This is a genomic window from Amycolatopsis vastitatis (assembly GCF_002234595.1).
GTDB classification, from domain to species: domain Bacteria; phylum Actinomycetota; class Actinomycetes; order Mycobacteriales; family Pseudonocardiaceae; genus Amycolatopsis; species Amycolatopsis vastitatis.
This window is the reverse complement of sequence record NZ_NMUL01000045.1, coordinates 17,625-32,485: the sequence shown is the minus strand read 5'-3', so window position 1 is coordinate 32,485 and position 14,861 is coordinate 17,625. Positions and strand designations below refer to the sequence as shown.

The 14,861-nt window shown below is 72.9% G+C and carries 13 protein-coding genes; 8 read left to right on the top strand and 5 right to left on the bottom strand.

What is annotated here, in order from left to right:
- Positions 1–48: 48 nt before the first annotated feature.
- Complete coding sequence (galK, locus tag CF165_RS37530) at positions 49–1,233, bottom strand: galactokinase (protein ID WP_093952350.1); 1,185 nt, start codon at positions 1,231–1,233, stop codon at positions 49–51.
- The gene (locus CF165_RS37525) at positions 1,230–1,946 is read right to left on the bottom strand and encodes an iron-dependent transcriptional repressor DtxR (RefSeq protein ID WP_020644897.1); all 717 of its coding nucleotides are present in this window, start codon (positions 1,944–1,946) and stop codon (positions 1,230–1,232) included. Before CF165_RS37525 ends, galK begins: the two co-directional genes overlap by 4 nt.
- A 214-nt stretch (positions 1,947–2,160) precedes the next feature.
- Between CF165_RS37525 and CF165_RS37520 the strand changes: the two genes are divergently transcribed.
- The 4 genes from CF165_RS37520 to CF165_RS37505 all read left to right on the top strand — a co-directional run bounded on the left by CF165_RS37520 (position 2,161) and on the right by CF165_RS37505 (position 8,468).
- Entirely contained in the window at positions 2,161–3,006 is an 846-nt protein-coding gene (locus tag CF165_RS37520) for a sulfurtransferase (RefSeq protein WP_093952349.1), read from the top strand.
- 469 nt (positions 3,007–3,475) lie between these two features.
- Positions 3,476–4,645, top strand: a complete 1,170-nt coding sequence (locus CF165_RS37515; RefSeq protein ID WP_093952348.1) for an acetoin utilization protein AcuC — start codon at positions 3,476–3,478, stop codon at positions 4,643–4,645.
- A 2-nt stretch (positions 4,646–4,647) separates the two neighbouring features.
- Entirely contained in the window at positions 4,648–7,329 is a 2,682-nt protein-coding gene (locus tag CF165_RS37510) for a bifunctional acetate--CoA ligase family protein/GNAT family N-acetyltransferase (protein ID WP_093952347.1), read from the top strand.
- Between the two features lie 2 nt (positions 7,330–7,331).
- Positions 7,332–8,468: a serine hydrolase domain-containing protein gene (locus tag CF165_RS37505; protein ID WP_093952346.1), complete on the top strand. Its 1,137-nt coding sequence runs from the start codon at positions 7,332–7,334 to the stop codon at positions 8,466–8,468.
- A 48-nt stretch (positions 8,469–8,516) separates the two neighbouring features.
- Here CF165_RS37505 and CF165_RS37500 read toward each other — a convergent pair whose 3' ends face one another.
- Positions 8,517–9,659 carry an epoxide hydrolase family protein gene (locus CF165_RS37500; protein ID WP_093952345.1) on the bottom strand — a complete coding sequence of 381 codons (1,143 nt, stop codon included), beginning with the start codon at positions 9,657–9,659 and terminating at the stop codon, positions 8,517–8,519.
- A gap of 64 nt (positions 9,660–9,723) precedes the next feature.
- Between CF165_RS37500 and CF165_RS37495 the strand changes: the two genes are divergently transcribed.
- Entirely contained in the window at positions 9,724–10,749 is a 1,026-nt protein-coding gene (locus CF165_RS37495) for a helix-turn-helix transcriptional regulator (protein WP_093952344.1), read from the top strand.
- On the opposite strand, the gene CF165_RS37490 is transcribed toward CF165_RS37495, so the two are convergent.
- Both CF165_RS37490 and CF165_RS37485 read right to left on the bottom strand, forming a co-directional pair.
- Positions 10,655–11,683 carry an acyl-CoA dehydrogenase family protein gene (locus CF165_RS37490; protein WP_093952343.1) on the bottom strand — a complete coding sequence of 343 codons (1,029 nt, stop codon included), beginning with the start codon at positions 11,681–11,683 and terminating at the stop codon, positions 10,655–10,657. The genes CF165_RS37495 and CF165_RS37490 overlap by 95 nt on opposite strands.
- Positions 11,684–11,691: 8 nt before the next feature.
- The gene (locus CF165_RS37485; protein ID WP_093952342.1) at positions 11,692–12,855 is read right to left on the bottom strand and encodes an acyl-CoA dehydrogenase family protein; all 1,164 of its coding nucleotides are present in this window, start codon (positions 12,853–12,855) and stop codon (positions 11,692–11,694) included.
- 70 nt (positions 12,856–12,925) lie between these two features.
- Here CF165_RS37485 and CF165_RS37480 point away from each other — a divergent pair, with 70 nt between their 5' ends.
- From CF165_RS37480 to CF165_RS37470, 3 genes are all read left to right on the top strand, one after another.
- Positions 12,926–13,117, top strand: a complete 192-nt coding sequence (locus CF165_RS37480) for a ferredoxin (RefSeq protein WP_093952341.1) — start codon at positions 12,926–12,928, stop codon at positions 13,115–13,117.
- A gap of 82 nt (positions 13,118–13,199) precedes the next feature.
- Positions 13,200–14,066, top strand: a complete 867-nt coding sequence (locus CF165_RS37475) for a 3-oxoacyl-ACP reductase (protein ID WP_093952340.1) — start codon at positions 13,200–13,202, stop codon at positions 14,064–14,066.
- A complete protein-coding gene (locus CF165_RS37470; protein ID WP_093952339.1) occupies positions 14,063–14,824 on the top strand; it encodes a glucose 1-dehydrogenase in 762 nt (253 codons plus the stop codon). The genes CF165_RS37475 and CF165_RS37470 overlap by 4 nt, the downstream gene beginning before the upstream one ends.
- The last annotated feature ends 37 nt before the right edge of the window (positions 14,825–14,861 follow it).

The window sequence follows — 14,861 nt, the reverse complement described above, 5'->3', positions numbered from 1 at the left end:
CGACGCGCGGGTCCGCGCGGGGGTTGCCCCGAGCGGACCCGCGCGGCGTCAGAGCTCGTCGCGGCCGGCGCCGCGGGAGGGCACCGCCGTGAACATCCGCGGCCGCCGGTAGCCGGCCTTTTCGTACGCCGCCTCGACGGCCGCCTTGACCCCGTCCAGATCGGCGTCGCGGACCAGCGCGATCGCCGAGCCGCCGAAGCCGCCGCCGGTCATCCGCGAACCCAGGGCGCCGGCCTGCCGCGCCGAGTCGACCGCGAGGTCCAGCTCGGCCGTGGAGATCCGGTAGTCGTCGCGCATGCTGACGTGCGACGCGTCCAGGTACGGCCCGATGTCGGCCAGCCGGCCGGCGCGCAGGAGCTCGACCGTCTCGAGCACTCGCTGGTTTTCGGTGACGACGTGCCGCACCAGCGGCACCAGGTCCTCCGGCAGCCGGTCGAGGGCTTCGGCGAGGCCGTCGACGGTGATGTCGCGCAGCGCCTTCACCCCGAGCAGCTCGGCGGCCCGCTCGGTGCCGCGGCGGCGCTCGCCGTACCCGCCCTCGGCGTGGGAGTGCTTGGTGCGGGTGTCCATGATCAGCACCTGCAGCCCGGCGTCGGCCAGGCCGAACGGCACCTGCTCCTGCTCGCCCGACCGCACGTCGAGGAACAGGACGTGGGACTCGGTGCAGCAGAGGGACGCGGTCTGGTCGAGCAGGCCGGTCGGCGCGCCGACGAAGTCGTTCTCCGAACGCTGCACCCACCGCGCCACCTGGGGCCGCGTCGGGACGCGGTCGCCGGTGCCGTCCAGCTCCAGGCCGGCCAGGCCGAGCAACGCCAGCGACACCGCGCACTCGAGGGCGTGGGAGGAGGACAGGCCCGCTCCCGATGGCACGTCCCCGGCCACGACCACGTCGGCACCGTCGGTGAAGCCCTGGTCGCGCAGCACCCAGGCGACGCCGGCCGGGTACGCGGCCCACCCGTCGACCGAGCCCGGCGCCAGGTCGGCGATCTTGAGCTCGCCGGAGCGCTGGATCTGGCCGTCGTCACCCAGGGTGGCCACGGACAGGATGCCGTCCTCGCGGGGCGACGCCGCCGCGGCCAGGCGGTGCGGCAGAGCGAAGGGCAGCACGAAGCCGTCGTTGTAGTCGGTGTGCTCGCCGATGAGGTTGACCCGGCCCGGTGCCGACCAGACCCCGGCCGGCGCGGCGCCGTGGACCGTGCGGAACGCCGCCACGGCCTCCGAAGCGGGGCTCATCGGGCCTGCGCCAGGACGGCGTGCAGCGCGGAGCTGGCGACCTGGGCGGTGGTGTCCCCGCCGGTGACCTCGATGGTGCCGCCGTTGGCCTTGCCGACGGTGACCGTGCCGCCCGGCACGATGCCGACCGACTTGAGCTCGGTCATCAGCGACTCGTCCAGCTGGACGTGCTCGGCGATGCGCCGGATCTCGACCCGGCCGCCGCCGGTGCGGGCGAACTCGTCGAGCCGGACGAGGTCGGCTTCCGCGGGCGGGGCGGGATCGCCGTCGCCCAGCTTGTCGAGGCCGGGGATCGGGTTGCCGTAGGGGGAGGTGGTCGGGTGGTCGAGCAGCTTGACGAGCTTGCGCTCGACGGCCTCGCTCATCACGTGCTCCCACCGGCACGCCTCGTTGTGCACGTGCTCCCACTCGAGCCCGATCACGTCGACGAGGAGGCGTTCGGCCAGGCGGTGCTTGCGCATCACCGCGATGGCCAGTTCGCGGCCGTGGTCGGTCAGCTGGAGGTGCCGGTCGTCGGCGACCACGACCAGCCCGTCGCGCTCCATCCGGGCGACGGTCTGGCTCACCGTCGGGCCGCTCTGCTGCAGGCGCTCGGCGATACGGGCGCGTAGCGGAACGACACCCTCTTCTTCGAGCTCGTAGATCGTACGCAAGTACATCTCGGTGGTGTCGATGAGATCGTTCACGCTGTCCCCTTCGTCCGCGTTGCTCATCGTAGTCGTTGGCCCTGGCTGCGGCGGCGGGCGCCGGGGATACGGCGCCGATGGTTACCGATCCGACCACAGCCACGGCCGAAGACTTCGTGGCGACGGTTACGTGCCGAGCGGGGGACGGCCTGCTTTTGGCCGGATCGGTAACAACTCGCCGGTGGGGGATATGTCCGCACCCCGGCGCGGCCGGGTGTGCGGCCGCTGGAAGATGGGAGGCATGCGTCCGCTGATCAGCACCACCGACCTCGCCGCCGCGCTGGCCGGCCCGGCCGGGGACCGGCCCGTCGTCCTCGACGTCCGCTGGCGGCTCGCCGGCCCGCCCGGCGCCGAGTCCTACCGGGCGGGCCACGTGCCCGGCGCCGTGTTCGCCGACCTCGACCGGGTGCTCGCCGGCGAGTCGGGCGAGGGCGGCAGGCACCCGCTGCCCGACCCGGCCGACCTGCAGCGCGACCTCCGCGCGGCCGGAGTGCGGGCGGGTGCCCCGGTGGTGGCCTACGACGACGCCGACGGCTCGGTGGCGGCGCGGGCGTGGTGGCTGCTGCGCTGGGCCGGCCACGAAGAGGTGGCGGTGCTCGACGGCGGTTACGCGGCGTGGACGGCCGGCGGTCACCCGGTGAGCACAGACGAAGTGCACCCGGAGCCGGGCGACATCACGGTCCGGCCGGGCGCGATGCCGGTCCTCGACGCGGACGAGGCGGCCGCGCTGGCCCGCGACGGCCTGCTGCTCGACGCCCGGGCGAACCCGCGCTACACGGGCGAGACCGAGCCGGTCGACCCGCGCGCGGGGCACATCCCGGGCGCGGTGAACGCCCCGTTCGCGGGGCACACCGACGACGACGGCCGCTGGCGCACGCCGGAGCAGCTGGCGGCGAGGTTCGCGGACCTGGGCCTGCGCCCGGGCGAGCCGGTCGGCGCGTACTGCGGTTCGGGGGTCACGGCCAGTTCGGTCGTGCTGGCCCTGGAGCTGGCGGGTCACCCGGGCGCGGGGCTGTACGCGGGCTCGTGGTCCCACTGGTCCCGCAACCCGGACCGCCCGGCGGCGACGGGCACCCTTCCGGGCTGACCCGCGGAGCTGCCCGAGCCACCTCGGAACCGGGACAATTCCAGCGCGCGCCTGGCGGCGGCTGGACCGGGGAAGGTTCCGGCCGGGCGACTCGCATCGGCGAGCCGCCGGGGTCGGGCGCTGCTGGTGGGGCCGCGCGTCACCGACCCGGCCGGGCACTGCCGGTGGGGTCGCGCGCTGCCGATCGGGCTGCGCGCTGCTGGTGGGGCTGCGCGCGGCCCGATCGAGCCGCGCACTGCCGACCCGGCCGCGCGCCACCGACCTGGCCGGGCACTGCCGGTGGGGCCGGGCACCGCCGACCCGGCCGCGCACTGCCGACTTGGCCGCGTACTGCCGATCGGCCGCCGCCGTGGAGCAGGACCACCCGGGGTGCCGTCGCCGCCATGATCGCGCGGGTGCACCGGGCCGGGAACCAGGATCCGGCTCTTCGAGTCCACGCATTTGCGCGATCGGCACTAGAGTCGGGCGTATGTCGCCGGCCGTCGTTTGGGACCGCGCCCTGCTGGGTTACGACCTGGGCGGGGAGCACCCGTTCAACCCCGTCCGGCTGGAGCTCACCGTCCGGCTGGCCACCGAGCTCGGCGTGCTCGACGGCGTCGAACTGCTCGTCCCGACGTCTGCCGGGGACGAGGAGCTCCTCCGGATCCACGCCCCCGAATACCTCGCCGCCGTGCGGGAGGCGCCGCTCGTCGGGTGGGATGTCGGGCACGGGCTCGGGACCGCCGACAACCCCGTCTTCTCCGACATGCACGACGCCTCCGCTCTCGTCGTCGGGTCGACGCTGCTCGCCGCCCGGAAGATCGCCGAGGGTGAGGCCACCCGGGCGGTCAACATCGCCGGGGGACTGCACCACGCCATGCGCGACCAGGCGTCCGGCTTCTGCGTCTACAACGACTGCGCCGTCGCCATCTCGTGGCTGCTCGACCACGGCTTCGAGCGCATCGCCTACATCGACACCGACGTCCACCACGGCGACGGCGTCCAGGCCGCCTTCTACGACGACCCGCGCGTCCTCACCATCTCCCTGCACCAGCACCCCTTCACGCTCTGGCCGGGCACCGGCTACTCCGCCGAGACCGGCCGCGGGAAGGCCGACGGCACCGCCGTCAACCTGCCGCTGCCGCCGCGCACCCGGGATCCCGGGTGGCTGCGGGCCTTCAACGCCGTCGTGCCCTCCCTGCTCGCCGACTTCGAACCGCAACTCCTCTTCACCCAGTGCGGTGTCGACTCGCACGAAGAAGACCCCTTGGCCGACCTCTCGCTGAGCGTCGACGGGCACCGCACCATCTACGCCACCCTGCGCGACCTCGCCGAGACCTATGCGGGCGGCAAGTGGATCGCCGTCGGGGGCGGGGGCTACCAGCTGATCCGGGTCGTTCCCCGATCCTGGACGCACCTGATCGCCACCGTCCTCGACCGGGATGTCGACCCGGCGACGCCGCTGCCGCCCGGTTGGATCTCCGCGGTGAGCCAGGCCGCCCCGCACGCCGAGCTGCCGCACGCGATGACCGACGACCGCGACACGGAGTTCAAGCCGTGGGGCGACGGCGAGGACGACCCGGTCGACGTCGCCGTCCGGGACACGCGCCGCGCCGTCTTCCCCCTGCACGGCCTCGACCCGGACGATCCCAGGGACTGACCATGGCCGGACGGGACCCCTTCGACTACCCCCGCGACTGGGAGGCCGACGTCGTGCTGTCCGACGGCGGCACCGTCCACCTGCGCCCGATCGTGCCCACCGACGCCGACGGCCTGGTCGCCTTCCACGCGAAGCTTTCCGAGCGCACGCGCTACTTCCGCTACTTCGGTGCCTACCCGCGGATCCCGGAGAAGGACCTGAAGCGGTTCTCCACGGTCGACCACCACGACCGGGTCGCGTTCGCCGCGTTCCTGGGTGACGACATCGTCGCGGTGGGCCGGTACGAACGCCTCGACGACGGGCCGTCGGCGGAGGTCGCGTTCGTCGTGAGCGACGCGCACCAGGGCCGCGGGCTCGGCTCGATCCTCCTGGAACACCTCGCCGCGGCCGCGTCGGAGTGCGGGCTGCGCCGGTTCGTCGCCGAGGTACTGGCCGAGAACGCCGCCATGGTGCGGGTCTTCCGCGACGCCGGGTACCAGGTCAGCCGGGCGATCGAAGAAGGCGTGCTGCACCTGGAGTTCGACATCGACCCGACCGAGGAGTCCCTCGCCGTCGCGCGCTCGCGGGAGCAGGCGGCCGAGGCGCGCAGCGTGCACAACCTGCTGCACCCGTCCTCGGTCGCGGTGATCGGGGCCTCCACCGAGCCGGGCAAGGTCGGCCACGTGGCCTTCGTGAACCTGCTGGCCGCCGCGTTCACCGGCACCGTCTACCCGGTCAACGCGGAGCACCGCTCGGTCCGCGGGGTCCGCGCGTACCCGTCGGTGCTCGACATCCCGGACCCGGTCGACCTGGCCGTCGTCGCGGTGCCCGCCGAGGCCGTCGAGTCCGTTTTGGACGCTTGCCTGGCGAAGGGCGTGAAGACCCTGCTGATCGTCTCGGGCGGGTTCGCCGAGGCGGGCGCGCACGGCCTGCACGCCGAGCTGCGGCTGGTCGGGGAGGCGCGGGCGCACGGCATGCGCGTGGTCGGCCCGAACGCGCTCGGCGTGCTGAACACCGCGCCCGGCATCCGGCTGAACGCCACGCTCGCGCCGCGGCTGCCCGGCCGCGGCCGCACCGGGTTCTTCTGCCAGTCCGGCGCGCTGGGCACGGCGATCCTCGCCGACGCCGAAGCACGCGGGCTCGGCCTGTCGACGTTCGTCTCGGCGGGCAACCGCGCCGACGTCTCCGGCAACGACCTCCTCCAGTACTGGGAGACCGACCCGGACACCGACCTCGTGCTGCTGTACCTGGAGTCCTTCGGCAACCCGCGCAAGTTCGCGCGGCTGGCCCGCCGGCTCGCGCGGACGAAGCCGATCGTCGCGGTGAAGTCGGGGCGGCACGCGGTCCGCCCGCAGCTGGCGGCGACGTCGACCGAGATCGACGAAGCCAGCGTCCAGGCGCTGTTCGAGCACGCCGGCGTCGTGCGGGTGGAGTCGCTGGCGCAGCTGTTCGACACCGCGCTCGTCTTCGCGCACCAGCCGCTGCCCGCCGGGCCGCGGGTCGCCATCGTCGGCAACTCCAGTGCGATCGGGCTGCTGGCCGCCGACACCGCGCGGATGCAGGGGCTGCGGCTGGCGTCGGACCCGGTGGACGTCGGCCCGCAGGCACCGCCGGAGGAGTTCGCCAAGGCGGTCCGCGAGGCCCTCACCTCGCCGGAGACCGACGCACTGGTCGTCGTGTTCGCGCCGCCGGTGGCGATTCCCGGCACCGCGTACGCGCGCGCCCTGCGGGAGACCGTCGTGGAACTGGGGCAGCGCAAGCCGATCGTCTCGACGTTCCTCGCCGCCGAAGGCGTTCCGGACGAACTGGCCGTCCTGTCCGGTGACGGCGTGCCGACGCGCGGATCGATCCCGTCGTACCCCAGCCCGGAACGCGCGGTGAACGCCCTCGCCCGGGTCATCCGGTACGCGGCTTGGCGGCAGCGCCCGCAGGGCACGCTGGTGCGGCCGGCCGGGATCCACACCGAGCAGGCGCAGGGGCTCGTGCGCGAGCTGCTGGAGAGCGAGAGCGGCAAGACGACGCTGCTGTCGGACGCCGACGTCGTGCGGTTGCTGGGCTGCTACGGCATCGACGTCGTCCCGTTCCGCATCGTGTCCACTGTGGACGACGCGGTCGCGGCGGCGGGCGAGCTGGGCTACCCGGTGACGCTCAAGGCGGTCGACGAACGGCTGCGCGGCCGTCCCGACCTGGCGGGCGTGCGGCTCGACCTGGCGTCCGAGGATGCCGTGCGCACCGCGTACGAGACGTTGCGCGAGGTCTCCGGCGACGACGACGTCTACGTCCAGCGGATGGCCCCGAAGGGCCTGTCGTGCGTGATCGGGCTGCAGGACGACCCGTCGTTCGGCACGCTCGTGTCGTTCGGGCTGTCCGGGCTGGTCAGCACACTGCTGGGCGACCGCGCCTACCGCGCGGTGCCGCTCACCGACGTCGACGCCGCGACCCTGCTGCGCGAGCCGCGGACGGCGCCGCTGCTCACCGGCTACCGCGGCGACGAGCCCGCCGACCTCGCCGCGCTGCAGGACACCGTGCTGCGCGTGGCCACGCTCGCGGAGGACAACCCGGAGGTGCGCTCGCTCGTGCTGGACCCGATCCTGGCGTCGCCGGACGGCGCCTTCGTCGCCAACGCGCGCCTGGTGCTGGGGGCACCGCCGTCGCGGCCCGACACCGGCCCGCGACGGCTGCGCGCGATCAACCCCCTGGACTGAGCGTGACCGCGTTGAACGAAGTGCTGGCAAGGCACATCGGCGACGTGCCGGGGGCGGTGGCCCTGGTCGCGCACGGCGAGCAGGTCGAAGCCGCGGCCGTCGGCTCGGCCGACGCCGGGGGGACCGTGCCGATGGCGCGGGATTCGCTGTTCCGCATCGCGTCGCTCACCAAGCCGATCACCGCCGCGGCGGTCCTGCTGCTCGTCGACGAAGGCGAACTGGCCCTGGACGACCCGGTCGCGCGGTGGCTGCCGGAGCTGGCCTCGCCGCTGGTCGTCCGGACGCCGTCCGGGCCGGTCGACGACGTGGTGCCGGCGCTCCGCCCGATCACGGTCGAAGACCTGCTGACCTTCCGCTGCGGGTACGGCCTCGCGGCGGACATGACGCTGCCCGCGGTCGACCTGCTGCTCCAGGTCCTGGGGCACCCGGCCGCGTCACCCCGGGCGATGGCGCCGGACGAGTGGCTCGCGGCCCTGGCGCAGGTGCCGCTGCTGCACCAGCCGGGCGAGGCGTGGCTCTACGACACCGGCTCGGACCTCCAGGGCGTGCTGGTCGCGCGGGTGTCGGGCCGTCCGTTGCCGGAGTTCCTGGCGGAGCAGCTGTTCGAGCCGCTCGGCATGGCGGACACCGGGTTCGCCGTGCCCACCGCCGCGCTGGGCCGGTTCACCAGCGCGTACCGCCGCGGCGAGGAGGGGCTCCGGCTGATCGACTCGCCGGAGGGCCGGTGGAGCGGCCCGCCGCCGTTCCCGTCCGGGGGCGGCGGGCTCGTTTCGACGGCGGGCGACCTGCTCGCGTTCGCCCGGTTCCTGCGGGACGAAGGCACCGCGGGCGGCCACCGCCTGCTGACGCCGGAGTCGGTGCACCGGATGACCACCGACCACCTGACGCCGGCCCAGCGCGAAGCTGGGCGGCCGTTCCTGCACGGCCAGGGCTGGGGGTTCGGCGGCTCGGTCGACATCGACGCGAAGGAACCCTGGGAGGTGCCCGGCCGCTACGGCTGGATCGGCGGCGCGGGAACGGCCTGGCACCTGGTCCCGTCGACGGGCACGGTCACGGTCCTGCTCACCCAGGTCGAGCTGACCGGCCCGGAGCCGACCCCGCTGATGCGCGAGTTCTGGACCTACGCGGCAAAGCCGTGAAGGGCACATCGAGTCCCTCGACGTGCCCTTCACGGACTACGGAACGGTTCAGCGCAGCTTGGTGAAGAACTCGCGGACATCGCCGACGAGCAGGTCGGGGGCTTCCATCGCGGCGAAGTGACCACCGCGCCCGAACTCGGACCAGTGCACGATCGTGTGCTCGCGGTCGAGGGTGCCGCGGATCGACACGTCCCCGGGGAACACCGCGACACCGGTCGGCACCGGCGACCGCTCGCTCGCGCCCCAGGCTCCGGCGTGCGCGGTCTCGTAGTAGCAGTTGGCCGACGAGCCGGCCGTGCCGGTCAGCCAGTACAGCATCACGTTGGTGAGCAACAGGTCCCGGTCCACCGCGTCCTCCGGCAGCTCGGCCGCGGGGTCGGTCCACTCCTTGAACTTCTCCGCGATCCAGGCCAGCTGGCCGACGGGGGAGTCGTGCAGGCCGTGCGCCAGGGTCTGCGGCCGGGTGGTCTGCATCGCCACGTAGCCCGACTGCTCGGTCCGCAGGTACTGGAACTGCTTCAGCCGGGCCTGCTCGGCTTCGGTCAGTTCGCCGTCCGGCTCGGTGAACGCGGCGAGCCCGTTCGCGTGCACGCCGACGACCTTGTCCGAGTTCAGCCGGCCGAGCCCCGGGCCGACGACCGCGCCGGTGTCGCCGCCCTGGGTGCCGTAGCGGTCGTAGCCGAGCCGGCTCATGAGCTCGGCGTACGCCCGGGTGATCCGGTCGGTGTCCCAGCCTGCTTCGCGGGTCGGTCCGGAGAAGCCGCTGCCCGGGTTCGACGGGATCACGAGGTGGAACGCGTCCGCCGGATCACCCCCGTACGCCCGCGGGTCGGCCAGCGGGCCGATGACGTTCAGGAACTCCACGACCGACCCGGGCCAGCCGTGGATCAGGATCAGCGGCAGGGCGTCCGGCTCGGGGGAGCGGACGTGCAGGAAGTGGATGTCCTGCCCGTCGATCTCGGTGACGAACTGCGGGAACTTGTTCAGCTCCCGCTCGTGGACGCGCCAGTCGTAGCCGTCGCGCCAGTACTCGGCCAGCTCCTTGAGGTAGCTCGCGGGCACGCCGCGGCTCCAGCCGGCGCCGGGCAGGTCGGTCGTCCACCGGGTGCGGGCGAGCCGGTCGCGCAGGTCGTCCAGCTCCTGCTGGGGGACGTCGATGGTGAAGGGCCGGATCGCGGTGTTGTTCTCCATGCCGACCACGTTAGGACGCGGTTAGGTCAACTTCGGTCCTAGGCGGATGGCAGACTGCGAAACCATGTGGGAAACCTCCGCGCGGCTGCTGCGCCTGCTCTCCTTGTTGCAGACCCGGCGCGACTGGTCCGGGGCCGAACTGGCCGAACGGCTGGAGATCACGCCGCGGACGGTGCGCCGCGACGTCGAGCGGCTGCGCGCCCTCGGCTACCCCGTGCTGGCGACGGCCGGCACCGCCGGCTACCGCCTGGGCGCCGGCGCGGACCTGCCGCCGCTGCTGCTGGACGACGACGAGGCCGTCGCGGTCGCGATGGGCCTGCGCACCGCGGCAGGCGGCTCGATCACCGGCATCGAGGAGACGTCGGTGCGGGCACTGGCGAAGCTCGAACAGGTGCTGCCGTCGCGGCTGCGCCACCGGGTCAACGCCCTGCAGTCGGCGGTGGTGCCGCTGGCCAACACCGGCCCGACCGCCGACCCGGACACGCTCACCGCGATCGCCGCCGCCTGCCGCGACGCGCTGCGCCTGCGCTTCGACTACCGCAGCCACGACGGAACCGCGAGCGTCCGCACGACCGAACCGCACCGGCTGGTGCACACCGGGCGGCGCTGGTACCTCATCGGCTGGGACGTCGACCGCGGCGACTGGCGCACCTACCGCGTGGACCGCCTCGAGCCGCGCACGCCCACCGGCCCGCGGTTCACCCCGCGCACACCGCCCGACCCGGATCTCGGCGGCTACACCTCACGCGCGATCTCGACCTCGGCCTACCGCTACCAGGCCCGGATCACCCTGCACGTCAGCGCGGAGACCGCGGCGGAGCGCATCGCGCCGACGACCGGAGCGCTGGAGCCGGTCGACGAGCACCGCTGCACACTTCGCGCCGGCTCCGACTCGCTGGACGAGCTGGCCATCTACGTGGCAGGCAAGGGCTTCGACTTCGAGGTGCACGAGCCGCCGGAGCTCGTCGAGCACGTCAAGACACTGGCCGCCCGGTTCACCCGCGCGGCGGCCCGGCGAGCAGCTCCCCCAGGGCCAGCAGCTGCGGGGTCGCCGGGCCCAGCAGGAACTCCAGGCGTTTCGCCGCCGTGAAGTACCGGTGCACCACGTGGTCGACGTCGATGCCGACGCCGCCGTGGACGTGGACCGTCGTGTGGGCCACCCGGTGGCCCGCCTCGGCCGCCCAGAACTTGGCCGTCGCGGCGGCTTCCGCGGCCGGGAGGCCCGACGCCAGCCGCCACGCGGCCTGGAGCGTCGTCAGGCGGATCGCTTCGACGTCGAGGTAGGCGTCCGCGAGGCGCTGGCGGACCGCCTGGAACCCGCCGATGACGTGGTCGAACTGCTTCCGCTCGGCCGCGTAGGCCGCCGTCAGCTCCAGCGACCGCTCGACCACGCCGAGCTGCTGCGCGCAGACGCCGACGGTTCCGCGCAGGCGCAGCCACTCGCCGATGTCGCCCAGCGAAATCCCGGGGACGTCGGACAGTTCCAGCAGGCAGGCGTCCGCGTGATCGGTCGTCTGCTGCGGCCGCACCGTGACTCCGGACGCGGCCGCGTCGACCAGGAACACCTCGCCGGGGGTGGCCACCAGGAAGCCGTGCGCGAACGCGCCGAAGGCCACCGCGGGCTCGCTGCCCGACACCCGGCCGTCCGCGGCGGTGAACCCCGACAGGGCGACGGCGAGAACGCGTTCTCCCCGCAGGACGGGCAGCACCCAGCGGTCCACCAGCTGCGGGGTGCCGAACTCGGCCAGCGCCGACGCCGCCATCGTGATCGACGGGAGATAGGGGACCGCCGCCACCGCGCGGCCGATCTCGGTGAGCACCGCGCACTGTTCCAGCAGCCCGAACCCGCCGCCGCCCAGCGACGACGGCAGGCCCGCGTCGAGCACGCCCGCCTGGCCGAGTGCCGTCCACAAGGGAGCGTCGAAGCCGCCGGTGCCGTGCGGGGTGTGGGTGACCTTGTCGGCGAGGATCCGCCGGGTCAGCGCGGCGAGGTCGGCCGACGCCTCGGAAGGGGTGAAGTCCATGGACGCTCCTAGCGCGTGACGGGCAGGCCGAGGGCGGTGGCGGCGATCATGTCGCGCTGGATCTCGTTGGTGCCGCCGCCGAAGGTGAGGATCAGCGCCGAGCGGTGCAGCCGTTCGATGCGCCCGGCCAGCACCGCGCCCGGCGAGCCTTCGCGGACGACGGCGGCCGCGCCGAGCACCTCCATCAGCAGCCGGTAGGCCTCGATCGCGAACTCCGTGCCGAACACCTTCGTCGCCGACGCCTCCGCCGGGCCGAGCTCGCTCGCCGCCGCGGCCCAGGCGATCCGCCAGTTCCGCAGCTTCAGGTACTCCGCGCCCGCGTGCACCCGCGCGAGGTGCAGCCGCACCCATTCGTGGTCGATGGCGCCGGTCTCCTTCGCCCACTCCAGCACGTCGGCGAGGGCCTTGCGGACCGGCGCCGACGACGTCAGCGCGACGCGCTCGTGGTTGAGCTGGTTGGTGATCAGCGGCCAGCCCGCGTTCTCCTCGGCGACGCGTGCGGACATCGGCACGCGCACGCCGTCGTAGTACGTCGCGCTCGTCCCGGCGCCCGCGACCGTGTGCACCTTGGTCCACGAAAACCCGGGAGCCGACGTCGGCACGATGAGGATCGACAGCCCGCGGTGCTTCTTCGCGTCCGGATCCGTCCGGACAGCGAGCCAGACGTAGTCGGCGTACTCGATCAGGCTGGTCCACATCTTCTGCCCGGTGACGACGTACTCGTCGCCGTCGCGCTCGGCGCGCGTCCGCAGCGACGCCAGGTCGGTGCCGGCCTCGGGCTCGGAGTAGCCGATCGAGAAGTGCAGCTCGCCGGCGGCGATCTTCGGCAGGTAGAACGCCTTCTGCTCGTCGGTGCCGTAGCGCATGATGGTCGGCCCGACCGTGTTCACCGTGAGGAAGGGGACCGGCACCCCGGCGACGGCCGCTTCGTCGGTGAAGATGAGCTGGTCGAGCATCGACCGGGCCTGCCCGCCGTACTCGCGGGGCCAGCCCAGCGCGAGCCAGCCGTCCTTGCCCAGCTGCCGGACGATCTCCTTGTACGCCAGGCCGTCGCCGTACTCACCGCCGCCCGAGCGGAGACCGTCACGGCGTTCGGGCGTCATCAGTTCGGCGAAGTACTCCCGAAGCTCGGCCGCCAGCGCCTGCTGCTCCGGCGTGTAGTCGATCCGCACCCGTCACCCCGATCCGGCGTTACACTAGAACCTGTTCTAGTTGTACCAGGACTCTCACGGCGGAGGAAGCATGGAGATCGGAGTCGATCGTTCGCTCTGCGAGGCGAACGCGGTGTGCGTGGGGTTCGCGCCCGACGTCTTCGACCTGGACGACGACGAAGAACTCGTCATCCGGCCCGGCGCGGTGCCTGTCGACCAGGTAGAACGTGTTTCTGACGCGATCAAGGGCTGTCCGAAGAACGCCCTGTTCACGATTGGTTAGCGCCGTTCACTCAAAGGGTTGCTCTGAACGAGAACAGATTCTACTGTAGGCCAGATCCAGGACTCGACGAGGAGGACCCGCGGTGAGCCTGACCGGCAGGACAGCGATCGTAACGGGGGCGGCCGCAGGGCTGGGGCGGGCCGAAGCGCTCGCGCTCGCCGCGCGCGGCGCCACCGTCGTCGTCAACGACATCAGCGAGCCGAAAGACGTCGTCGACGAGATCGAGACGGCGGGTGGCAAGGCGGTCGCGGTCGCCGGTGACGTCGGGGAGCGGGCCACGGCCGACGCCCTCGTCCAGGCCGCGCTCGACCTCGGCGGGCTCGACATCGTGGTCAACAACGCCGGCGTGGTCCGCGACCGCATGCTGTTCTCGATGTCCGACGACGATTGGGACACCGTGCTCCGCGTCCACCTGCGCGGGCACTTCCTGTTGTCCCGCAACGCCGCGAAGCACTGGCGCGACAAGTCCAAAGCGGACGGGAAGCCGGTGTACGGGCGGCTCGTCAACACCGCGTCGGAGGCGTTCCTCTTCGGCTCCCCGGGCCAGCCCAACTACGCGGCGGCGAAGGCGGGGATCGCCGCGCTCACCGTGTCGGCCGCCCGCGGCCTGGCCAAGTACGGCGTCCGCGCCAACGCGATCTGCCCGCGCGCGCGGACGGCGATGACCGAGGGCGTGTTCGGCGCCGCTCCTGAGAACACTACAGCCGGCGCCGATCCCCTTTCGGTCGACCACGTCACCCCGTTCGTCGCCTACCTCGCTTCCCCCGCGGCCGAGCACGTCAACGGCCAGGTGTTCGTGGTGCACGGCGGAACGGTCGCCTTGGTCGAACCTCCGCGGATCGAGCGGCGCTGGGGGCTCGACGAGCTCGAAACCACCGTGAGCGCGTTCTTCGCCGAACGCGATCCCGCACGGATGTTCGCCGTCACCGAGATCCTGGAGGAGTCGTGAGGCTGGACGGGAAGATCGCCCTGATCACCGGGGCCGCCCGCGGGCAGGGCGAGGCCGCCGCCCGCGCGTTCGTCGCCGAGGGCGCGAAGGTGGTCATCGCCGACATCCTCGACGACGAGGGCAAGCAGCTGGCCGCCGAGCTCGGCGAGCAGGCCGTCTACCAGCACCTCGACGTCGGCGACGAGGACGGCTGGACGGCCGCGGTCGAGCGCGCCACCACCGAGTTCGGCGCCCCGAACGTGCTGGTCAACAACGCGGGGATCCTCCATTTCTCCGAGCTCGGCAAGACGACGCTGGCCGATTACGAGCGCGTCATCCGGGTCAACCAGATCGGGGCGTTTCTCGGCATGCGTTCGGTCGTTGAACCGATGACCGCCGCCGGCGGTGGCTCCATCGTCAACGTGTCCTCTGTGGAGGGACTGGCCGGGATGCCCTACCTCGTCGCCTACACCGCGAGCAAGTTCGCCATCCGCGGCATGACCAAGGTCGCGGCCATGGAGCTCGGCAAGAAGCACATCCGCGTCAACTCCGTGCACCCCGGCGCGATCGACACCAAGATGGTCGAGACCGCGGCGGGCGGCCAGAAAGTCGACATGTCGTACGTCGGGAAGAAGGTCGCGCTGCGGCGGGTCGGGCAGCCCGAGGACGTCGCCAAGCTGGTGTTGTTCCTGGCCAGCGACGAGAGCGCGTACTGCACGGGAGCGGAGTTCGTGGTGGACGGCGGGTCCACGGCGACACACGCGCTCAATTTGCAGTAAACATCGCTAGTAAACACCGCTAACGAAAATCGGGCAC